We start from the raw sequence: 21,767 nt of genomic DNA, 5'->3' as shown, positions 1-21,767 counted from the left end.
TCAGAGTTCATCCTCATCAACGAGTTCTTCCGTATCCTCTTCCGCGTCTTCCCCTTCTGGATCATCCAGAACAGCGGTCCGAAACCCACCACTCTCCGGCTCAACCAGCACCTCAATCCGAGCCTCCGCGGCCTCCAACTCCGCCTTACAGGCATTCGAAAGCCCCACGCCCTCCTCAAACAGCCGCACCGACTCATCCAGCGACAACTCGCCGCGTTCCAGCCGCTCCACCACCGATTCCAGCGAAGCCAGTTTTTCCTCGAAGCTTGCCATTTATCCCTCCAGCCCCAATACATCGGCGGCTGCCTTGTACTTTCCAAACGGCGCACTCACCTGCACGCCCCTTACCATCATGTGTCCAAGCAGACGAGCCTCGGCCAGCATCTCCCGCGCAATCGCCAAGCCCTCGGCACGAGCCGCATCCGGGCCCGAAGCCTTGCCCATCCGCGTCATAATCTGGTCCGGCACACGCACCTTCAGATCGTTCTTCATGAATTCCGCGTTCTTCAGGCTCGTCAGCGGCCAGATCCCCGCGATCACCGGTATACGGAATCCTTCGATCCGCCGCAGAAAGTCCTCCAGCACCTGCAGATCGAAGACCGGCTGCGTAATGCAGAACTCAGCTCCCGCCTCGACCTTCGCCTCGAACCGCCGCACCTCAAAATCGAGATCCGCCACACCCGGGTTCGCCGCAACCGCAATCGCAAATCCCGTCGACCCACCGATGGGGTTATTGCCAATGTCCAACCCATGGTTCAGGCCGCGGACAATCTTCGTCAGCCCAATCGCGTCCACATCGAACACCGCCGTCGCATCCGGGTAGTTCCCCATCTTCGGTGGATCGCCCGTCAAGCAAAGCACGTTCTTTAACCCAATCGAAGAAGCCCCGATCAAGTCGCTCTGGATCGAAAGCACATTCCGGTCCCGGCACGTGTAGTGGATGATCGTCTCGATCCCCACCTGCTGCTGAATCTGCACACAAAGGCTCTGCGCCGCCATCCTGGCGCTCGCCCTGGGGCTATCCGGCACATTGATGACATCGACGCCCAGCTTGTACAGCATCCGAGCGCCTTCAATCTCCTTCGTGCAATCGATCCCCTTGGGCGGCACAATCTCCACCATCGTGATCCAGTCGCCCGCCGCGATCATCGCACCCACCTTCGACCGCTCCTTCAGCGCCGGAGGCTTCACCGTGCTTTCAATCACGACCGCAGCCTCGGCGTGGACACCCTCCTGCATCGCTCCCAGCGCCCGCAGTGCATGCCGCATCGCCCGAATGTGCGCCGGCGTCGTCCCGCAGCATCCCCCCAGGAACGTCGCACCTGCCTTGACGGCCTTCCGCGCAAACCCCGCCATATACTCCGGCGTGGTCATATACATGTGCCGCCCATCCACCTCACGCGGAATCCCGGCATTCGGCATCGCAGCCAACGGAAGCTTCGTCACCGCGCGCATCCGCTGAATCACATCGAGCACCGTCTGTGGCCCGTCGCTGCAATTGCATCCGATCGCATCCGCCCCCCAAAGCTGCATCAGGCGGGTAGCTTCCTCTGCGGAAGTGCCATCCAGCGAGTTCCCTTTGTCATCCACCGTCAGCATCACGATCAGCTTCAGCCCCGGAGCCTCTTCCTTGACCGCGGCCATCGCCTCTTCCGTCTCGGCCATCGACATCATCGTCTCGATCACGAAAAGATCGGCTCCCACACCCGGCCCGCCCTCCGCCAGAGCCCGCACCTGCTCGCGAAAGGTCTCACGAGCATCTTCCCGCGAGACCGGCCCATGCGGAACAAGCCGAACACCCAGCGGCCCCAGCGCTCCGGCCACATACGCCTCCGAAGCCTGCTTTTCGCGCATCTGCGTCACGCACTCCCGCGCCAGCCGCATTCCGGCCAGGTTCAGCTTCCTCACCGAGTCCCGCAGCCCGTACCGCTCCAGCCGAAACGCATTTGCGCCAAACGTATTGGTCTCGATAATCTCCGCGCCGGCCTGAAGGTACTCCGCATGGACAGCCCTCACCAACTCTGGCTGCGAAATATTCAGCTCATCGTACGAGCGATTGATGAAAACGCCCCGGTCGTACAGCATCGTGCCCATGGCACCGTCGCACAGCACAGTGCGCCGCGCCGTCTCGCCATCGGGTGCGCGAAAGAGCTCGTCCAGCGCCTTGTTTGTCGTCTCTACAGCCGTTCCGGTCATCATGCTTCCGTTTCTTTCAGCTCCTGGTCCTTCTATCAGACTAGCCGAGCCAAGTCGCCGACAGCCTCTCTTCGGCCAGTTCTCTCTATTATCGCCCGGATGCGCTCACCCCCTTTGGTATACTGGCGTCTATACCAGCGCGGCATAAATCCGCATCCGGCAGCAGCGAGTGACCTCGCCGCGGAGCCCTCTGGTCTGGAGTCGTTCACGTTGAAGAATCAAAGTCTCTGCAACAGGATTATCTGCGGCACCGTTCTCGCCGCAGTCACGCTCGCCCTGTCCTCCTGTGGGCAGCAGCTCTATAAGTTCCCCCAGAACAACTTTGCGGGGCGTCCTGTCCCGCCGAGCCAACTGGCACAGCGCGTCATGGTCTCCGTGACGGCGACCGGAACCAGCGGCGGTTCTCTGCAGATTCTCGATGCGCTGCGCAACATTCGCAACAACCTGCAAAACACCAAGCCCTCCTTCAGCATCAGCGGATACTCCGGCGGATATCCTAGCCTCATCATCAACTACCCCGCAGAGACCACCGGATACGTCTACTCCGATCTCGACGGCAGCGTAGCCATCATCAACTACGGCAAGGAGGCTACCGCAGGCTCGGCCGCATCGCTTCCCGGCCTCTCCACCTCGCTGGCCATCCCGTCCAACAATATCGCCGTCTACTCGGCCGAACAGGCCCGTGGCCAGCTTGTCATCTTCGACAACGCCAAGGGCACGGCCTACGCACTGAACCTGCCCAACGTCTTCAAGGTCGCGATCAATCCCGCGGCCTCCATCGCGCTGGCCATGGTGCGCAATTCCAATACGCTCTATCGCGTCGTCAAGCTCAACGCAAACCAGGCCACCCCTCCGGGAGCCGTCGACTGCCAGCCGTACAACCTGCCGGTCTACTGCGTCGTCCCCGTGACCGGCAACTTTGACCGCCCGGTCGATGCCTACTTCTCGCTCGACGGAACCACCGTCGACGTCCTGAATGCAGGCCCTGAATACGGTGGCTCCACAGCCAGCATCTCCGTGCTGACCCTCGGCACTCTGAATCTCAACAACATTCCCACAGCCTCGCCCGACGCCAACGCCGTCATCGCGAACATCCCCGTCCCCGGTGGCGTCACAACGGCTATCTCGGACGGAACCACCCTCTACGCGGCTGGACAGAAGCTCATGCCGGACGGACTCTTCGCCGGCAACCTGACGACCATCTCGCTCGCGAACAACACCGTCACCGGCACCTACTCCATCTCCGACGGCAACCACTCCAAGCTGCTCTTCGCCGACGACAACACCCTCTGGATCGGCTCACAGTACTGCGCCACCGGTGAGCGCGCCAAGCTCAAGCAAAACTACAACTGCCTCACCCGCTTCGATACCAACGCCAAGACCGCAAGCATCGTCCCGGCCGTCGACCCCACCTCCTCCACCTCTGCGGTTCCCTACCCCAACGGCGATGAGAACCAGTACTACTACGGTAGCCTCACCGGCATCTGCTGGGTCCAGACCTTCCACAAGGTCTACACAGCCTACGGCGGACAGGTTCATGCCTTCAACACCGTGGACGGCTCCGAAATCAACAATCAATACATCACGGTGCAGGGCACAGCCCTCGACGTAGCGTATATGGACGCCCTCACCGACCAGGCCAACTAACTGCAGCACATTCGACAAAATAGAAACCTGGGACACCGCACAGTCGGGGTCCCAGGTTTTCACTTTGAGGGGTATTCATGCTGGATGTCTTAGCCATCGCCGCCCACCGTGACGACGTCGAACAGACCTGCGGCGGAACCCTCCTCGTCCAGCGCGCCCTGGGCTGGAAGACCGGCATCCTCGACCTCACCCGCGGCGAATCCGGCACCCGCGGAACCGCCGCCGAGCGCGAGGCGGAGGCTAACGAAGCCGCCCGCATCCTCGGCGTCTATCACCGCGAAGCACTCGACCTCCCCGATGGCAACGTCCAGAACACCCTCGAGAACCGCCTCAAGATCGCCGCCGTCCTCCGTCGCCTTCGCCCCCGCGTCGTCATCCTCCCGTACTGGCAGGGCCGCCATCCAGATCACTACACCTCCGCCACCCTCGGCTACGAATCCTGCTTCGTCTCCGGTCTCTCCAAACTCGATCTTCCCGGCGCCCCCCATCGCCCCTACAAGATCCTCTACGCCTCCCTCTACGCCGATGTCCGCCCTACCTTTGTCGTGGACATCACGCCCCACATGGAGACGCGTCTCGCTTCGCTCTTGGCCTACCGCTCCCAGTACACCACCCAGCCCCAGGGTGGAGGCCTCTTCGTCCCGGAAGAAGAGATCCGCGAGCGCACCTTCGCCTCCGCGCGCCACTACGGTCTCCTGGCCGGCGTCCGCTACGCCGAGCCCTTCGTCCAGAAGGAAGTCGCCCTTGCTTCCGACCTCATGGCCCTTCCCGTACAGTCCATCTAACGACTTAATCAAACTTACTTAGCCCCATCAACAAATCGCCACAATCCCCTCTCTCCCACTCCCAGCACCCCAATCTGCTCCCCGCCGCTCTTCGTACAACAAGCGTCGGAGCCTGTAAGCGCACGACACATCGGGCTTAGAAAGGCCCTGGATATCTCTGCGCTCGACGCGCGCTCTGCTCCCCGGCAGATGCGAAAACGAAAACCCAAATGTGGCTTTCGCGGGATCCCATACCCTAATCCAACACTTCACTAAAACATTGTAAGTGCTGTAAACAAGTTACTTAACTTGCCATTGCGGGCAATCCAACGAGGCTGCGACTCCGTATCTCAAACCAGTAGCAACGACGGGAGCACGATCCCGTCCGATCAACCCTAACCAGTAAGATCCGGAGATCAATCCAGTGAATCCTCTCGAAACTATTCTCGACAAACGACGCTCACGGCGGAACTTCCTCGCCGGTGCAGGCGCAAGTCTCGGCGCAGCCGCGCTCCTCTCCGGCTGCTCGGACCAGGGCTCCACCACCACCACCGTCACCACTCCCACGACGACGGCCTACACCGACACGGACATCCTCAACTTCGCTCTCAATCTCGAATACCTTGAGGCCGAGTTCTACCTCCGGGCTGCCACTGGCGTCGGGTTGTCCTCCACCAACGTCGGAGGAGCCACCACCGTCGTCACCGGTGGCGCCAAGGTCCCGGGCCTCACCTCCACCCAGCAGAACATCCTCAACGAGATCGCCTTCGACGAGCAGCAGCACGTGCTCTTCCTCCGCTCGGCGCTCGGTGCCTCTGCGGTGAGCCGTCCCAACATCGACCTCACCAATTCCTTCAATGCACTCGCCAGCGCAGCCGGAATCGCCAGCACCTTCAACCCCTTCGCCAGCTGGGATGCCTTCCTCGTCGGCGCCTTCATCTTCGAAGACGTAGGAGTTACCGCCTACAACGGCGCAGCCCCGCTCATCTCCTCGGCAGGGATCACCGCAGGCTATCTCGCCGCAGCAGCAGGCATCATGGCCGTCGAGGCATACCACGCCGCCTACGTCCGCACCGCCCTCACCGCAAACGTCATCGCCCAGGGCTCCACCGCGTACCCCTACTTCGGCTACGCCAACAAGGTCTCCACCCTGCGCGGGCAGCTCGGCGGCGGCAACGAGACCGCTCTGGTCATCCCCACTGGCACCAACTCCTCCACCTCGGTGGTCTCCGGCAGCTCCATCGTCGCGGCAGATTCCACCAACGCCATCGCCTACCACCGCACGACGGATCAGGTTCTGCACATCGTCTACGGCACCTTCTCGAACACCGCAGGCTCCACCACCCCTGCGGCTGGCGTCAAGGCTGGCGGCTTCTTCCCCAGCGGACTCAACGGCAACATCACCGCAACCCTGAGCTAAGGACAAACACCGACATGGCTACTACAGAGACCAAAATCCTCGACAACATCATCGCCAGCCGGCGCAGCCTGCTCATCGGCGGCGGCGCAGCCATGGCTGCCCTCGCGATGCCCTCCATCGCCAACGCAGCCAGCACCGTCTCGTCCTACACCGACGCGGACATCCTCAACTTCGCCCTCAACCTCGAATACCTGGAGGCGAACTTCTACTACCTCGCGGCGTTCGGCTGCACCATCTCCGCACCGAACTCCATCGCCACCGGAGCCGGCGGCACCACGCTCGGCATCACCGGCGTCGGCACCCAGGGAACCGTCGTCTACAAGAGCACCTCCACCAAGGTTCCCTTCGCCCTCCCGGCCGTTGCCGCCTACGCAACGGAGACCGCCATCGAAGAAGGTAAGCACGTAGCCTTCCTCCGCTCGGCACTCGGCTCGGCAGCCGTCGCGCAGCCCCAGATCGACCTGATGACCAGCTTCAACACGCTGGCCTCGGCGGCTGGAATCGGCGCGGCGTTCGATCCCTTCGCCTCCGACGCAAACTTCCTCGTCGGCGCCTACATCTTCGAAGACGTTGGTGTCACCGCCTACAAGGGCGCGGCTCCCTTGATCAGCACCACCACCACCGGCAAGACCTACCTGCAGGCTGCAGCCGGCATCCTCGCCGTCGAGGCCTACCACGCCGGTCTGGTCCGCTCCACGATCTACGCCCTCGACCCAACCAACACAGCCGGCTATCTCACTTACACGCAGAAGATCTCGGCCACCCGCGCTGCCCTCTCGAAGGCTGCGCTGGCAACTGCACCCAGCCCCGACGACTACGGTCTCTCTTCCACCAATACCTTTTCGCTCGGCGGCACCTCCGTTAGCGCCTCGGTCCTGGTGGACGCCGACCAGACCAACGTCATCGCCTTCGGTCGCAACACCACCCAGGTGCTCAACATCGTCACCGGCGGAGGAGCGACCACAACCGGCACCAAAGCCACCGGCGTCTTCTTCCCCAATGGCCTCAACGGCCTCTTCTCCTAAACCCAAACCAGCCACAAAACCGGGCACCCCACATCTTGTTTCTGAGATGTGGGTTTTTTTTATCGAGCCGCTGAACTTCCCAACAGTCGTTCCCTCGCAAACTCCAGAAACTCCTCCGGGCAATACTCCGGAGCTCGCATCGCAAACACCGGCGTTCCCTCCACAAGCTTCAGCGAAACCCCATCCCAGGCTGGTCGCCCGATCACCCCGTCCGGCACCAGCACCGCATCCGCCCTGTCCAGATACCTCTTCGCCGATTCCTTAAAATCCGCCACCGCCGGATCCAGCACCGCAACATAGAGATCCGGCCGTAGGAACCGAAGCACCGAATTTGACTCGATCACCGCATTCCCCGCGCGTTCCAACTCTTTCCGCAAACGAGGCATCGCCTCCGACAGTTGTCCCTGCCGTGTCCTCACCCAGAACGACCGCACCGCCCCCGCATCCAGGTACCGCGAAGAGTCCGTCCCACTCCCCCGTTCCCTCTCCTCGCTGATCGCAATCGTGTGCTCGTCCGTCTCGCAGTCGCACGGCTCTCCATTGGCCGAGCAGACGCCATGCCCAAACTGGGTAATCTTGAACGCGGTCCACCCCATCTCCAGCGTCCCGGCGATCAAACCGGCCATCACGCTCGTCTTCCCGATATTCCGGGTATGCCCGCCGATCACCACGATCGCCATCGCTACCCCTTCCGCAACCGCGCCAGGTCCCGCAGATACTCCTTCAGCGGTCGAGCCGGCCTTCCCCAAAACACCTGCCCCGGGCCGGTCATCTTCTTATTGGTCAACACGCCGGCACCGCCGCCCAGAATAACCCCGGCGCCGACCGTCGCATGTTCGCCAATCCCTACCTGTCCGCCCAGAATCGCGCCATCCTCCACCACGCTCGACCCCGAAATCCCGGTCTGCGCCGCAATAATGACGTTCTTCCCAATGACGCAGTTGTGCCCAATATGCACCAGATTATCGATCTTCGTCCCCGCCCCAATCCGCGTCTCCCCCAAGGCGCCCCGGTCGATCGTCGTATTGGCCCCAATCTCCACGTCGTCTTCAATCACAACGGTCCCCTGCTGCGGGAAAAGCGTGTACTTCCCATCCCGGTCCCGCGCATACCCGAATCCCGTAGACCCAATCACGGCACCCGCCTGGATCACCACGCGATCGCCAATCGTCACCCCGGGATAGAGCGTCACATGTGGCCCGATCTGATGATCCGCCCCCATCACCACCCCCTCGGAGATCACCGCCGTCGGATGAATCGACGGCCCACCCAATCCACGAAGCTCCTTCGCCGCCAGCGAAAACGCCAGTCGCGGATCCCGCACAAAGGCCACCCGCTCTGCAATCAACTGGTCGCCAAACTTCTCCGTCAGCTTCGACGCGGCCAGAATCGCCCCCGCCGCCGACTCCAACGCCTCCGTCAGCGTCTCCGTATCGGTGGCAAACACCAGTGACTCCCGGTCCGCATCGCGCAGCCCCGAAACCCGCCGAATCTCCGCACCACCCACCGCTCCCAACTCCCAGCCAGGTAAAAGATGCTCAAGCCTCATCGCGTATAGATTCCCTTCTCACCCTCAGGTCTGGTCTTCCAGCGCCGATGCATCCATAACCACTGATCCGGATACCGCCGAATGTACTCCTCGAGCACCGCCGTAAACTGAGCCGTATTCGACAGTGCGTCTGCCTCAGCATTGCCCGTCGAGACCACCGCAAGTTCCTTACCGAAGACCAGCCTGTACTTCCTTTCCGTCTCCTGCCAAAGCAAAAAACCCGGCAAAACCGCCGCCCCCGTCTTCTGTACCACCCGCGCCACGCCAGAAGCCGTACATGCCAGTTGCCCAAAAAACGGCACAAACACTCCCTGCGGTGGCGTCATGTTCGTGTCCATCAACACCCCCACCGCCCGCCCCGCTCTCATCGACGCAATCAATCCACGCGCAAAATCGTCCTTATGGAGCACCCGGTTCCCATATAGACACCGAATCCGGTTCACATACGTATCCACAAGCGGATTATCCAGCCGCCGGATCACCATATCCATCGGATGGCCCATCAGTGAGTGGTAAAAACTCGATAGCTCCCAAGCCCCCAGGTGCCCGGTCAGGACAAAAACACCCTTCCCTCTGGCCATCGCCGCGCTGAAATGCTCAAATCCGTCATACGAGATGAAGCTGCTGGCCTCCGCCTGCGAGTACCCAGCCATCTGGCAAAACTCCGCGATCTGGTATCCAAGATTCCTGTATACGCGCTGCAGAATCGCCTCGCGTTCCTCGTCTGTCTTTTCCGGAAGCGCCATCGCCAGATTCTGCTGGCCCACCCGCCGCAGCCGCCCCAGAGCCTTGTACGCCACCCAACCAATCCCCGCACCTAACTGCCTTGCCACACCGCGCGGCAGTCCGCCAAGTACACCGACAAACCCGCGCAGCGCCATAAACTCCAGCTTTTGCTGCCACGGAATGGAGGACGTGCTCGCGCCGGAACTCACCCTCCCAGTGTAACCGTCTCACCAAAACAAAACGGGGCGACCCGAAGGCCGCCCCGTCTATGCTTGAAACGCTCTGCCTTTACTGCGCGTCCTTGGAGATAACGAAGTACTTCGCTACCGTCCGCACAAAGGCGCGCGTGTCGGGCGGAGGAGTCTGCTCACCGCTCAGCACAGCCTTGAACGGAACGTTCGCGCCGTAAATCGTGCGGGTGTCATCCTCATTCTGCGAAAGCACTGTGCCGTCCAGATCGATACCGGCAAACAGTCCCTTCGAGCGCGAATAGGTCAGGAACTCAGCATTAAGCTTCCAGTCCGTACCAGCCTGCGCATTGCGGCCAACCGGGCCCGCCGAAGCCGCTGCGTCGCCACCGATCTTGAACTTGTTCTTCAGCATATCCTGCAGTCCGTTCTGGTTCATCGCGACCAGAACCAGATCCGTGGACTGTCCGCCGATCTGGAAGCCGAAGCTTCCGCCCGCCAACTGCACGAATACAGGAGCGCTCCAGCCATGGCCGGTGCGGCAGGTCGCAACGCCCTGTCCGTACTGTCCGCCCACGACGAATGCGCCCTTCTTGAAGCTCGGGATCACCACAACGCACGAAGCGCCGGCAAGAATCGACTGCGGAATGCCCTTATCCGGGGTTGCCATCACTTCATGCAACACAGCCGAAGCATTCGCCAGACGCTCATCCAGCTTCGCGCGGTCGGAGGCTGCAAACGACGTCATCGAGGTGGCTCCAAGCGCCAACGCACACACCAGTCCAGTAAACTTTCTCATCGCAATAACCTTTCGAATCTTGAGTTTTCGGTAGAAACCGTGAGCGCTCGAAGTATCAGCGCTAACTCTTGGTACGATGGCAACCCACCCCGCGCGGTTGCACCGGACGCACAAATCACTTCATAGAACCGTCAAAACAAAAAAATAGGGGCAGTGAGCAATAGAGCTTTCACTCTACCGACTCACAGCCCCTCTCCCAGGTCTGTGTTGCGTAGACCTACTTTCAATCCTCACGCGGCGAATCACAAGAGTACGTAGGTCTAGCGACTAAAGTAACCAAAATGTTTACTCATTCGACAACAGCTTCGCCGAGGTCGTAATCGAGCGCGTGCAGCGTTAAACCTATTCTGTTTGTTACTCTTACCTTCCGCATCAGACGACTAATGTGAGCCTTCACCGTTTTTTCGTCGATACCCAGTGCCTCGCCAATCTCGCGATTTCCAAGACCGGTAACCAGGTACCGCAGCACTTCCACCTCTCGCGCCGTAAACTTCACCTGGTCCGAACCCCGAATCCCGTTGTCGCTCGTGGAATCCAGCAGACGCGCCAGTACCTTCCGGGGAGCCCAGACCGAACCGTCGTTCACGATATCGAGCGCCATTCGGATCTCACCCTCCCGCGCGGTATGCGTCAGGTACCCCTTCGCACCAGCTCCGATCACCCGCTGGATATACTCCTGCTCCATCGAATCACCGATCACGATCAACCGGATCAGCGGTCGAACCCGCCGAAAGGTCTCCAGCAACTCAAACAGGTGCTCGGTGCAGCTCGCGTCCACCATCACGATCCGCAGACCGCCATCGTTCAGAATGCCCGGAATCGACAACGGAACGATCTCTGCGAACGGCCCCACCCCCGTGGGACCGCTTTCCAGAATCGACTGCATCCCCGCGATCCGCAGGGGATCGGTCGCAACCATGCCCACACGCAAGGATACTGCCGCTTGGTGCGCAGCCTCCCCAGCAACATCCTCTTTCGGAGCGCCGGTGTTCCCCGGCGTCAGTGTTTCATCTTCTGGCATTTCGGATCAGACCCTGGTCCTGCATGTTCGACATGGCCCGTCACGTTTGCTTCCCGCTCTTTGAGAGCGATCTAGAGCTTCGGAAGAACGATTCCCTGCTGATTTTGATACTTGCCCTTGCGGTCCGCGTAACTCACCTCGCAAACCTCATCGGATTGGAAGAAGAGAATCTGGCAAAGCCCCTCATTCGCATAGATCCGCGCCGGCAGCGGTGTGGTGTTCGAGATCTCCAGTGTCACGAACCCCTCCCACTCGGGCTCGAATGGCGTCACATTCACAATGATGCCGCACCGCGCATAGGTCGATTTCCCCACGCAGATCGTCAGCACATCCCGCGGAATCTTGAAGTATTCGATCGACCGCGCCAGCGCAAACGAGTTGGGCGGAACAATGATCGTATCCGCCGTAACCGTCACAAACGATCTCTCGTCAAACGCTTTGGGATCGATGATCGCGCTGTTCACATTCGTAAAAATCTTGAATTCGTCGGAAACCCGCAGGTCGTACCCGTAGGAGGACAAACCGTAAGAGATGACTCCCTCACGGACCTGCTTCTCGCTGAACGGTGCGATCATTCCATGCTCCAGGGCTTGTTCCCGAATCCAGCGGTCGCTCTTGATTGCCATCTCTTTGCCTTTTCCTCCAAGTCGTCTGCGGCCACACCCGCAGGCCACGCCTCGATAGTATGTCACGGCCTCGCATTGACAATCGAATCGGGAGTTCCTACCATCAAAGTTGAGGAAGGCTTCATATCCCTCAAATCCCAGGCCGCATCACTCCAGGGCCATGAAAAAGAAGGTCGATCGCGTGATTAAACAGGATCTCGTCCTCCGAGTCGTAGAGCGCACTGGTCTTCCTCGCACCAAGGCAGAATCCGCCGTGGACGCGATCTTCGATTGCATGAAGAAGAGCATGGTCGCCGGTGACCGCATCGAGCTCCGCGGCTTCGGAGTCTTCACCGTAAAGCCCCGCAAAACTGGCATCGGCCGCAACCCCCGCACCGGCGCGGAAGTCAGCATCATCCCCGGTAAGGCCGTACGCTTCAAGCCCGGCAAGGATCTCCACCTCCTCGACTAAGTTCCAAGACACGCTTGGCGTTCAGACCTGCGATATGTGCAGGTCTGGACTGCCTGATGTCTGCATCCACTCCTGGCGTTTCAAGCCGTTGCGTGCGGGCAGATGGCCTTTCAATGCAGCACAGAACCAACGACATCGGAAGAAAGCGTAACAAAGGCGGATAAGGATGAGCGTGTGCTTGTCCTTATCCGCCTTTGATCCTTTTGTCCTGGCTACGCCTTGCTTTGCGTGCGGGGACGAGATCCAGCCTGGTTCCACTCACATCAAATGCACCGCATCCACATCCACCACCAGCCCCTTCCGCGGAATCCCCTTCTCTTCCGCGAACTGGAGCATCGCCCGTAGCGTCTCCCCCAGCACCTGCCTCTTCTCCGCCTTCAGCACAAAGTGGTACCGGTAGATCCTCTTCAGCCGCACAATCGGAGCCGCCGCCGGCCCCAGCACCCGTACGTTCTTCAGCGTCGTCTTCTCAAACCAACGCCCCAGCGCCGTCGACCACCCCGTCGCCTCCTCCAGCTTGTCGCTCTGGATCACCACATTCGCCAGCACCGCATACGGCGGATAGTGCATCCACCGCCGGTAGTTCATCTCCTTCGCCACAAACGACGGATAGTCGTGCTTGGCCGCAAACTGAATCGCATAGTGGTCCGGATGATATGTCTGCACCACCACCTTCCCCGGCAGATCCCCCCGGCCCGCCCTGCCCGAAACCTGCGTCAGCAACTGAAACACCCTCTCTGCCGCACGAAAGTCCGGTAGACCCAAGGCAAAGTCCGCACCGACGACCCCAACCAGCGTCACCCCATGGATGTCATGCCCCTTGGCGATCATCTGCGTCCCCACCAGCAGGTTGATCTCCCCCGCGTGCAGCCTCGTCAGCAGCCGTTCCATGTCGCTGCGCCCCCGCACCGTATCCCGATCCATCCTCCCGATCCGAGCCCCCGGAAACAGCTCCTGCAACCTCTCCTCCCCCTGCTGCGACCCGGCCCCCATGTAGTACAAATGCTCACTCTCACACTTCGGACACACCTTCGGCACACTCCGCCGAAACCCGCAGTAGTGACACTCCAGCCTCTGCCCTGTCTGTGCTCGGCCGTCCGAGCCCTCCACCGGCTTGTGGTACGTCATCGAGATCGCGCAGTTCTCACACTCGATCTTCTCCCCACAGCTCCGGCACATCACCACAAACGAGTAACCGCGCCGGTTCAGCAGAATAATCGCCTGCTCCCCGCGGTCCAGCGTAGCCTGCGTCTCCTCCAGCAGCTTCCGCGAAAACACCTCTTCCTTCCCCACCGCCTGAAACTCCGCCCGCATGTCCACCAGCTCCACCGCAGGCAGCGGCCGGTCTGCCACCCGATTCAGCATCTCCACCCGCGCATACCGACCCCGCTCCGCATTCGCCCAGCTCTCCAGCGAAGGCGTAGCCGACCCCAGCACCACCACGGCATCGTTGAACTTCGCCCGCATCACCGCCACATCGCGCCCATGGTAACGGGGCGTCTCCTCCTGCTTGTAGCTCGAGTCATGCTCCTCATCGACGATCACCAGCCCCAGTCCCACCACCGGAGCGAACACCGCCGACCGCGTCCCCACCACGATCTTCGCCTCGCCCCGCCGAATCCGGTGCCACTGCTCCGCCCGCTCATCCGGCGTAAGCCCCGAGTGCAGCAGCGCGACCTCGCCACCAAAAGCCGCCACCATCTGTCCCGTCATGGCAGGAGTAAGCCCAATCTCCGGCACCAGCATCAGCGAGCTCTTCCCAGCCGCCAGCGCCCGCTGCATCGCCGCCAGATACACCGCCGTCTTCCCCGACCCTGTCACCCCATACAGCAGATGCGGCGCAAATTTATTCCGTTCCAGCGCCACCGCAATCGTCCCCAGCGCCTCCATCTGCGTCTCGTTCAGCGCATGCTCATGCGCAAACTTCTTGCCCGCCGCGTGCACCCCGCCCATATCGAACGCCTGCGCGACCTCTTCAATCCCCACTAAACCCCGCTTCACCAGCGTCCCAAGCGAAGACTCCGGCACCCCCAACCGTTTCAGCGCATCCCGCAGATCCCTCACCTGCATCCGCCCGCCCACCGCCGCCAGCTCCGCCATCACGGCCAACTGATTCTCATTCAGCTTTGGCAGCCGCAAGGCAGGGATCAGGGATAAGGGATCCGCGACCTGCCCACCCTCCTGATCCCTGTTCCCTGTTCCCTGCTCCCTGCCTTGCAGCACCGCCACTCGCTCCAGCCGCCGCGCATCCCTCTCCTCCGCCGCGGCCTCCCGGATGAGCCACTTTTTCTTCACCATCCCATCCAGCAAACCCTTGTTCGCCTGGGTAGCCGACCGAAGCGCACTCGCCTTAGCCGCCTCGCCATCCTCCAGGTAATTCAAAACCGCATACTCCCGGTTCTGCTCCTCGGGCGTCAGCTTCGACCGCCGCGAAGCCCCCTTCGCCGCACCGTCGTACAACACGCGCCGTCCCGCCTCGCCGATCCGGTAAACAAATTGCCGCTTCACCTCCGCGTTCAGCGGAAGCATGCCCCGCAGTACCTCACCCAGCGGCGCAACGTAATACTGTGCAATCCAACCCGCCAGCTTCATCAACTCATCCGGAACCAGCGCCGCCTCATCGAGCACCGCCTGTACCGGCTTCACCTCGATCCCCTCCGCCGGAGCATCGTCATGTACCCGCGCCACGACGCCCATCAGCCTCTGTCCGCTGAAGGGCACGATCACCCGCGCCCCCACCACCGGCTGCACCAGCCCGCACGCATACGTGAACAGGCGATCCAGCGGAACAGGCAGAGCGACATCGCAGTACAGGGCCATCTGACCAGTTTATCTACTTGCCCCTCATCGTCGCTTCCACCTCGTCGAACGTATGAGAAGCTATGCCGCATGCGCGACTTTTCGTTCTTGGCTTTCTTCCCTTAGCTCAGGAACACTGATGAAATTATTCCGTCGCGACAAGTCGAGGCGCCGTGATAGCAAGGTGCCAGCTTGGCTGACAATTCTGCTGCTTCCCATCCCTTGCCGTGCTTGCCTCTGCGATCTCCATTCCATGGACGAAGCTTCACTTCATAAGTGCAGCGCGCCAAGGAGCAGGATTTCGCCTCTAAAATGTCGCTCACAAACCGCGCGATCTTTTACACCGAGATCACGATGGTTTTCGAGCCCGTACGCGATACACCAGTCCTGAAAGCGGAAGCGCGCAACTTGTCCTGTTCGACAAAGCCACCCGGCAGTCATCCATCGCGGCACTCTCAGAGCCACCGATGATCAGGATTTTCGGGGGGCTGTCCTTGGACAAGCTTCCAGAGCCTTAGGAGCGATCACCACTCCTCCGTTGGGCTCCAGAGTCCAGGTGATCTCGTCACTCGCATACAGACCGAGATGCTTCCGAATTTCCTTGGAAGTGTCACCCGCCCCTTCGCGTCGACCACAGATTCCATGAATTCTCCTATCCCCGGCTAGGCCCCTTCAGCCCCAGCTCCCCCATCACCCGCTGCAGATCCTTCCACGCTTCGCCCTTCTGCCGGGGATCCCTGAGCAGAAACGCCGGATGGTACGTCACCGCCACCTTCGCGCCCCTCGCCTTGAACCACTCCCCACGCATCGAGCCCAGCGACTGCCTCTTGCCCAACAAATACGTCGCCGCCGTAGCCCCAAGAGCCACGATCACCTCCGGCTTCACCACATCGATCTGCCGGATCAAAAACTGCGAACACGTCCCCGCCTCCACTGGCTCCGGCGTGCGGTTCCCTGGAGGCCGGCACTTCACGATATTCGCGATATAGACTTCTTCGCGCTTCAGCCCCATCGCAGCAATCATATTGTTCAGCAACTGCCCCGCCTTGCCCACAAACGGCACCCCCGAGGCGTCTTCATCCGCACCCGGTCCCTCGCCAAGAAACATCAGCCGAGCCGTAGGCGCACCATCCGCGAACACGATCTTGTGTCGCCCGCCATAGGCCAGCGGACACCGCGTGCAATCCCCGATCTCATCCTGAATCACCTTCAGCGCCGCCGCGCGATCCGCGGGCGCAACCTGCTCCGTCGGCACCGGAACAAGCTCATCGAAGCTAAGCAACTTTGCCATCGCAGGCTCCGCATACACCTTAGCAGGAGCCACCGGAACAGGGACTACCGGCACAGCAGCCTTCACCGCGACCGGTGCGACATAACTCGGAGCCGCCACCACCGGAGCCGCAACCGCACGCGGCACAGGAGCCTTGACCGCAGGCACCAGAGGAACCGCAGGAGATGCGGCCGCCAGCGAATCAGCCAGCGCAGCACCAGCGGCGCTCCACTCCCCCTCGCGATGGTAGAACTCATACACGCCCAGGTCGCGCAGATACTCCACATACGCCCGAAGCTGCTCCGCGCCCAACACTGCCTCTACTGCCATGGTTCTTTAGATTCCGTTCTCAAGCAGAGGCTCAACGATCTTGCGCGCGGGGATCACGAACGTGACATGACCCTGCTTGATCTCATCCTGCGCAACCCGGCAAGCCTTCATGGATTTTGAGACTCCCACCTGCGGAGCCCCCGACTGCAACTGGCGCGCCCGGCGTGCCGCACCCTTCACCAAACTGTACTTGTTGAACAAACCCTCGTCGATCGACATAGTGGCGTCCCCCTCAGATTGTGTGGCGTGTGCTACGAATCTACCGCAGCCCCGCCTATTTCACAAACCGTTAACCTCGGGAGAGCCGAAAAGTTCCCAGTGCCGTCTGCAATTTCACCGAAGGAGAACCCGTCCGGCACGTCTCCGCCGTCGACACCGAAGCACCCTCATCGCCTCGCTCCGTCTGCACAATCGACTTCATCTCCGTCACCGCAACATCCAGCACGTCATTCACAATCGCATACCGGTACTTGGGCACGTAGTTCAACTCCTCACGAGCCTCACGCAACCGCCGTTCGATCACATCCTCGACCGTCATATTCTCCGCCTCGCTCCGGTTGCGAAGCCTCATCTCCAGCACTTGTGGACTCGGCGGCATAATAAAGATCGACACGGCCTCCGGGGCCTTTTCCATCACCTGCATCGCGCCCTTCACATCAATATCCAGCAGTAGATCCTTGCCCTTACGCTCCGCATGCTCCAGCGCCGAAAGCGCCGTGCCATAGTAGTTGCCAAACACCTCAGCCCACTCCAGAAAGTCGCCATCCGCAATCATCCGCTCGAAGGCCTCACGCGTCGTGAAGTGATACTCCCGGCCATTCTTTTCAGAACCCCGCGGCGACCTGGTCGTATAAGAGATCGAGAAGTCGAGTCCCCCCACCAGCGTCTGCAACTGGCTCACAATCGTCGACTTCCCCGAGCCCGAAGGCGCCGAAATAATAAACAAAATCCCTGCCATAAAACTCCCGCCATCACTCTCTTCTGCTGGTGCCCTTTTGGTTGCTATTCCCGAAGGGAATCTGCTTCTGCCTTTGCGTGTTTTTCTTTACTCCAGATTCTGAACCTGTTCCTTGACCCGCTCAATCTCCGCCTTCATCGCCAGCCCCACATCCGTCAGCCGAATCCCCCGCTCACCCAGAGCCCCGTTCACCTTCGAAACCATCGTATTCGACTCGCGGTTCATCTCCTGCAGCAGAAAATCAAGCCTCTTTCCCACCTCGCCGCCTTCCACGAGAATCGCGTGGAAGCTCTTCGCATGCGTCCGCAGGCGCACGATCTCCTCCTCCACATCGCTCTTCTCCGCCACAATCGCAGCCTCGGCCATCACGCGCTCTTCCGGGATCTCAAACCCCGCCAGCCTCTCGCGAAACCGTTCCATCTGCGCCTCGCGCACACCCACCCGCAGCCCGGCCATCTCCTCGGTCAGCTCCAGCAGCCGCTCCATCGAGGCCGACAACTCCCCGGCCAGCGCATCGCCCTCAAGACCACGCGACACATTAAACCGCGTCATCAACTCGTCAGCCGCCTCATGCACCAGATGCGGACCAAGCTCCACGACCTTAGGCCCGTTCTCCAGCACCACCACTCCAGGCACCCGCAGCAACACATTCAAATCCGGATCGCCCAGCAGCCCATGCACCTCTTCCGCCTCGCGATGCGCCTCAATCAAAGCCGCCAGCAACGCATCGTTCCGCCGGACGGTCACGACAGAAGACGCACTCCTCTCCACGTCCAGCGTTACCTCCACATGCCCGCGCTTCACCCGGCTCCGCACAATCCCCCGCAGCACCGCTTCGATCTCCTCACAACCGCTCGGCACCCTTACCTGCAGGTCTAGAAAGCGATGATTCACGCTCTTTGCGGTCAGCGTAAACCCTTCACCCGCCATCGTCGCAAAGCCCGTCATCGAGTACACGCTCACGCCACGCCCTCCACCACCGTCACCGGTTCCTTGTCCCCATCCTTGAATTGCAGATCGTGCAGCCGGCGATACGTCCCCGAGTGCGTCATCAGCTCCTCGTGCGACCCGATCTCCGTAATCTGACCCGCCTCAATCACCACGATCCGCGTCGCTCTCCGCACCGTCGAAAGCCGGTGCGCAATCACAAACACAGTACGTCCCTGCATCAGGTTCGCGAGCGCCGCCTGCACATACGCCTCGCTCTCTGTGTCCAGCGCGCTCGTAGCCTCATCCAGAATCAAGATCGGAGCATTCTTTAAAATCGCCCGCGCAATCGCCAGCCTCTGACGCTCGCCCCCGCTCAACCGCGCGCCCTTCTCGCCGACCACCGTGTCATATCCCTCCGGCATCCGCAGAATGAAGTCGTGCGCCAACGCCATCTTTGCTGCCTCGATCACCCTCTCCATCGGCACATCCGGCTGGCCATACGCAATGTTGTTCCGCACCGTATCGTTGAACAGCACCGTCTCCTGCGTGACTTTCCCAATCTGTTTGCGCAAACTCTCCAGCGTCAAATTGCGCACATCATACCCATCGATCCGGATCGCCCCCGACGTCACATCGAAGAACCGCGGAATCAGGTTCACCAGCGAGCTCTTCCCCGCGCCGCTCGGCCCCACCAGCGCAATCACCTCACCCCGCTCCACCTTCAGGGTGATGCCCCGCAGCACTGGCCTGATCTCGCCGTCGACCTCATAGCCAAACTCGACGTTGTCGAACTCGAAGCGGTCCTGGAACTCCTTCAGCACCGCGGCCCGTTTCTTCTCCCGCACATCGTCCTGCGCATCCATAAACCGGAAGATGTCTTCGCTCGCTCCCAGCGCCTGCTGAAAGCTATTGTAGAACTGGGCGAATTTACGAACCGGATCATACAGCGTAAACACGGCGATGATGAACGACATGAACGATCCGATCGACATCTCGCCGCGCAAAATCTCCGTCCGGCCCAGGTACAGCAGAAGCGCAATCGCCACCGACCCCAGCGCATCCATCAGCGGCGAGCTGATCGCCTGCACACTCACCGATTTCAGGTTGGCCCGGAACAGCTTCCGAGCCGCCCCGCGAAATCGGTCCATCTCCCAAAGCTCCATCCCAAACGCCTTCACGATACTGTTACCTGTGATCGTCTCGTGCAGGATGTTCTGAATATCCGCGAGCTTGTCCTGCCCACGCCGCGTTGTCTGCCGCACCCGCCGTCCAATGCGCCGTGCCGACGAGATGATCACCGGTACAAACAGCAGAAGCACCCAGCTCAGACGGCCGCCATAGAAGATCGCCACGCCGATCAAAAACACCAACGTAAAGAACTGCTGCAGGAACTCGCCCAGAACCGCCGACATCGCGACCTGAACCTTCTCGATGTCATTGATCAGCGTCGAAAGCAGTTGCCCCGTCGAATGCTTCTGAAAGAAGCTCATCGACCGCCGCAGAATCGCGTTATACAAGTCGTTCCGCAAATCCGTAATCATGCCGAACCCGGCATAGTTCACCAGGTACGTGCCCGCATAGTCGCACACCGACTTCACCACCGCAGACATCACCAGCGCATAGGCCATGATCGTCCACGCATTGTGGAAGTGCGAAGGCACAAGGAAATGCAGATCCAGCGTCCTGTGCATATGCGGCACCTCGAACACCAGCACTTCGTCGTTCGGAATGTCCGGCTTCAACACCTTGTCGAAGATGGGTTTGACCAGCAAGAGGCGGAACGCCGCCATCGCCCCCACGGTCGCCATCAAAACAACCGAGGCCAGCGAATACACCACATAAGGCCGCATGTACTTCAGCAAACGCAGGATGCGCTTCACCCCCATGACAACGCACCTCCCTGCATACTCATAACCATCATTCTACTGGGCCCAAAAGCGAGGCGGGCTAGGATAACGAGGACAAAACGACCGGTTCTGCGGACGCGATGCCCAGTTTACGGTCATTGCGGAACCTTACTCGACAGAACCGTGCAACATCTCCAAAGTTCAAAATTTGGAGTATGCGCCGTTGTCCTTGCTGTTGTCTGTAGTTATCCGTCTTTGATCCAGTCATCTTTGTCTTTAGTAAGCCACAGCCCTAAACGGGCATATCCCGGTGCGCCGCCGTAACTCGGTACCCCGCCTGGCTGAGCCTCTTCCGCATCTCCTCCGCGATCATCACCGAACGGTGCTGCCCGCCAGTGCATCCAAACGCCACCGTCAGATAGCTCTTCCCTTCCTTGATGTAATGCGGCAAAAGAAACAGCAGCAGATCCGTCGTCTTCTTCAGAAACTCCTCCGTCTGCGGAAACCCCCGAACATACTTCGCCACCTTTGGGTCCTTCCCTGTCAGCGGCCGAAACTCCGGAATAAAGTGCGGATTCGGCAAAAATCTCACATCGAACACCAGATCCGCGTCCGTGGGCACACCCGCCTTGAACCCGAAGCTCATCGCCGCGATCGTCAGATGCTGCTCATGCGCCGCGTGGTCGAACTGCGCATTGATATGCGCCCGCAACTCATGCACATTGAACTTCGTCGTATCCAACACGATGTCCGCGACATTCCGGATCGGGTCCAGCCTCTTCCGCTCGGCCCCAATCGACTTAAGCACCATTTCGCCACGCCCCATCGGATGCGGTCGCCGCGTCTCCGAGTACCGGCGCACCAGCGCCTCGTCGTGTGCCTCCAAAAACAGCACCTTCGTCGCCAACACCTTCTGTACTTTTTTCAGAATCGCCGGAAACCGGTCCAGCCGAATCCCCTCGCGCACATCGATCACCAGCGCTGCCCGTTCAATCTCACTCGAGCTTCGCACCAGCTCCGCGAACTGCGGAATCAGCTCCAGCGGCAGATTGTCGACCGCATAGTACCCAAGGTCTTCGAACGCCTTCAGCGCCGACGCCTTGCCCGCTCCTGACATTCCCGTCAGGATCACCAACTCTCCAGCGTTATCAGGAGACTTGGTTCCTGCCTTCTTCTTCGCCGCACGCTTCGTGGCCATGCAGGAATCCTAGCACTCGCCGA

General features: G+C 60.7%; 20 protein-coding genes. 5 read left to right on the top strand and 15 right to left on the bottom strand.

Annotation, left to right across the window (positions count from 1 at the left end; genetic code table 11):
* Complete coding sequence (gene xseB, locus BM400_RS10000; RefSeq protein WP_089838952.1) at positions 1 to 273, bottom strand: exodeoxyribonuclease VII small subunit; 273 nt, start codon at positions 271 to 273, stop codon at positions 1 to 3.
* A complete protein-coding gene (locus tag BM400_RS09995; protein ID WP_281245494.1) occupies positions 274 to 2,199 on the bottom strand; it encodes a bifunctional homocysteine S-methyltransferase/methylenetetrahydrofolate reductase in 1,926 nt (641 codons plus the stop codon).
* A gap of 207 nt (positions 2,200 to 2,406) precedes the next feature.
* Here BM400_RS09995 and BM400_RS09990 point away from each other — a divergent pair, with 207 nt between their 5' ends.
* From BM400_RS09990 to BM400_RS09975, 4 genes are all read left to right on the top strand, one after another.
* The gene (locus BM400_RS09990; RefSeq protein ID WP_089838950.1) at positions 2,407 to 3,843 is read left to right on the top strand and encodes a hypothetical protein; all 1,437 of its coding nucleotides are present in this window, start codon (positions 2,407 to 2,409) and stop codon (positions 3,841 to 3,843) included.
* 77 nt (positions 3,844 to 3,920) lie between these two features.
* Positions 3,921 to 4,628, top strand: a complete 708-nt coding sequence (gene bshB1, locus BM400_RS09985) for a bacillithiol biosynthesis deacetylase BshB1 (protein ID WP_089838949.1) — start codon at positions 3,921 to 3,923, stop codon at positions 4,626 to 4,628.
* Between the two features lie 403 nt (positions 4,629 to 5,031).
* Complete coding sequence (locus BM400_RS09980) at positions 5,032 to 6,027, top strand: ferritin-like domain-containing protein (RefSeq protein ID WP_217644096.1); 996 nt, start codon at positions 5,032 to 5,034, stop codon at positions 6,025 to 6,027.
* A 14-nt stretch (positions 6,028 to 6,041) separates the two neighbouring features.
* Positions 6,042 to 7,052, top strand: a complete 1,011-nt coding sequence (locus BM400_RS09975; protein WP_089838944.1) for a ferritin-like domain-containing protein — start codon at positions 6,042 to 6,044, stop codon at positions 7,050 to 7,052.
* 59 nt (positions 7,053 to 7,111) lie between these two features.
* On the opposite strand, the gene BM400_RS09970 is transcribed toward BM400_RS09975, so the two are convergent.
* The 6 genes from BM400_RS09970 to dcd all read right to left on the bottom strand — a co-directional run bounded on the left by BM400_RS09970 (position 7,112) and on the right by dcd (position 11,961).
* Positions 7,112 to 7,732, bottom strand: a complete 621-nt coding sequence (locus BM400_RS09970; RefSeq protein ID WP_089838942.1) for a hypothetical protein — start codon at positions 7,730 to 7,732, stop codon at positions 7,112 to 7,114.
* Positions 7,733 to 7,734: 2 nt separating this feature from the next.
* Entirely contained in the window at positions 7,735 to 8,601 is an 867-nt protein-coding gene (locus tag BM400_RS09965) for a UDP-3-O-(3-hydroxymyristoyl)glucosamine N-acyltransferase (RefSeq protein WP_089838940.1), read from the bottom strand.
* Positions 8,598 to 9,536 (bottom strand): lysophospholipid acyltransferase family protein, encoded by a 939-nt coding sequence (locus tag BM400_RS09960; protein WP_342714575.1) that lies wholly within the window; start codon positions 9,534 to 9,536, stop codon positions 8,598 to 8,600. Before BM400_RS09960 ends, BM400_RS09965 begins: the two co-directional genes overlap by 4 nt.
* A 79-nt stretch (positions 9,537 to 9,615) precedes the next feature.
* Complete coding sequence (locus tag BM400_RS09955; RefSeq protein ID WP_089838936.1) at positions 9,616 to 10,314, bottom strand: lipid-binding SYLF domain-containing protein; 699 nt, start codon at positions 10,312 to 10,314, stop codon at positions 9,616 to 9,618.
* 289 nt (positions 10,315 to 10,603) lie between these two features.
* The gene (locus tag BM400_RS09950; RefSeq protein ID WP_245781797.1) at positions 10,604 to 11,233 is read right to left on the bottom strand and encodes a response regulator transcription factor; all 630 of its coding nucleotides are present in this window, start codon (positions 11,231 to 11,233) and stop codon (positions 10,604 to 10,606) included.
* A gap of 173 nt (positions 11,234 to 11,406) precedes the next feature.
* Positions 11,407 to 11,961, bottom strand: a complete 555-nt coding sequence (gene dcd, locus BM400_RS09945; protein WP_089838932.1) for a dCTP deaminase — start codon at positions 11,959 to 11,961, stop codon at positions 11,407 to 11,409.
* Between the two features lie 109 nt (positions 11,962 to 12,070).
* Between dcd and BM400_RS09940 the strand changes: the two genes are divergently transcribed.
* A complete protein-coding gene (locus BM400_RS09940; RefSeq protein WP_483866651.1) occupies positions 12,071 to 12,412 on the top strand; it encodes an HU family DNA-binding protein in 342 nt (113 codons plus the stop codon).
* Between the two features lie 258 nt (positions 12,413 to 12,670).
* Here the strand turns inward: BM400_RS09940 and priA are convergent, their stop codons facing one another.
* The 7 genes from priA to rapZ form a co-directional block, all read right to left on the bottom strand.
* The gene (priA, locus tag BM400_RS09935; RefSeq protein ID WP_089838930.1) at positions 12,671 to 15,232 is read right to left on the bottom strand and encodes a replication restart helicase PriA; all 2,562 of its coding nucleotides are present in this window, start codon (positions 15,230 to 15,232) and stop codon (positions 12,671 to 12,673) included.
* 631 nt (positions 15,233 to 15,863) lie between these two features.
* The gene (locus tag BM400_RS09930) at positions 15,864 to 16,811 is read right to left on the bottom strand and encodes a uracil-DNA glycosylase (protein ID WP_089838928.1); all 948 of its coding nucleotides are present in this window, start codon (positions 16,809 to 16,811) and stop codon (positions 15,864 to 15,866) included.
* A 6-nt stretch (positions 16,812 to 16,817) separates the two neighbouring features.
* The gene (rpoZ, locus tag BM400_RS09925) at positions 16,818 to 17,030 is read right to left on the bottom strand and encodes a DNA-directed RNA polymerase subunit omega (protein ID WP_089838926.1); all 213 of its coding nucleotides are present in this window, start codon (positions 17,028 to 17,030) and stop codon (positions 16,818 to 16,820) included.
* Between the two features lie 70 nt (positions 17,031 to 17,100).
* Entirely contained in the window at positions 17,101 to 17,769 is a 669-nt protein-coding gene (gene gmk, locus BM400_RS09920; RefSeq protein WP_089838924.1) for a guanylate kinase, read from the bottom strand.
* Positions 17,770 to 17,856: 87 nt separating this feature from the next.
* The gene (locus tag BM400_RS09915) at positions 17,857 to 18,732 is read right to left on the bottom strand and encodes a YicC/YloC family endoribonuclease (protein WP_245781796.1); all 876 of its coding nucleotides are present in this window, start codon (positions 18,730 to 18,732) and stop codon (positions 17,857 to 17,859) included.
* The gene (locus BM400_RS09910) at positions 18,729 to 20,585 is read right to left on the bottom strand and encodes an ABC transporter ATP-binding protein (RefSeq protein ID WP_245781795.1); all 1,857 of its coding nucleotides are present in this window, start codon (positions 20,583 to 20,585) and stop codon (positions 18,729 to 18,731) included. Before BM400_RS09910 ends, BM400_RS09915 begins: the two co-directional genes overlap by 4 nt.
* A 253-nt stretch (positions 20,586 to 20,838) precedes the next feature.
* A complete protein-coding gene (rapZ, locus tag BM400_RS09905) occupies positions 20,839 to 21,744 on the bottom strand; it encodes an RNase adapter RapZ (protein ID WP_089838923.1) in 906 nt (301 codons plus the stop codon).
* Positions 21,745 to 21,767 lie beyond the last annotated feature (23 nt).

The organism is Granulicella pectinivorans, from assembly GCF_900114625.1.
GTDB lineage: Bacteria > Acidobacteriota > Terriglobia > Terriglobales > Acidobacteriaceae > Edaphobacter > Edaphobacter pectinivorans.
Note: the sequence above shows the minus strand (reverse complement) of the source record. Positions and strands in the feature narration are given on the sequence as shown.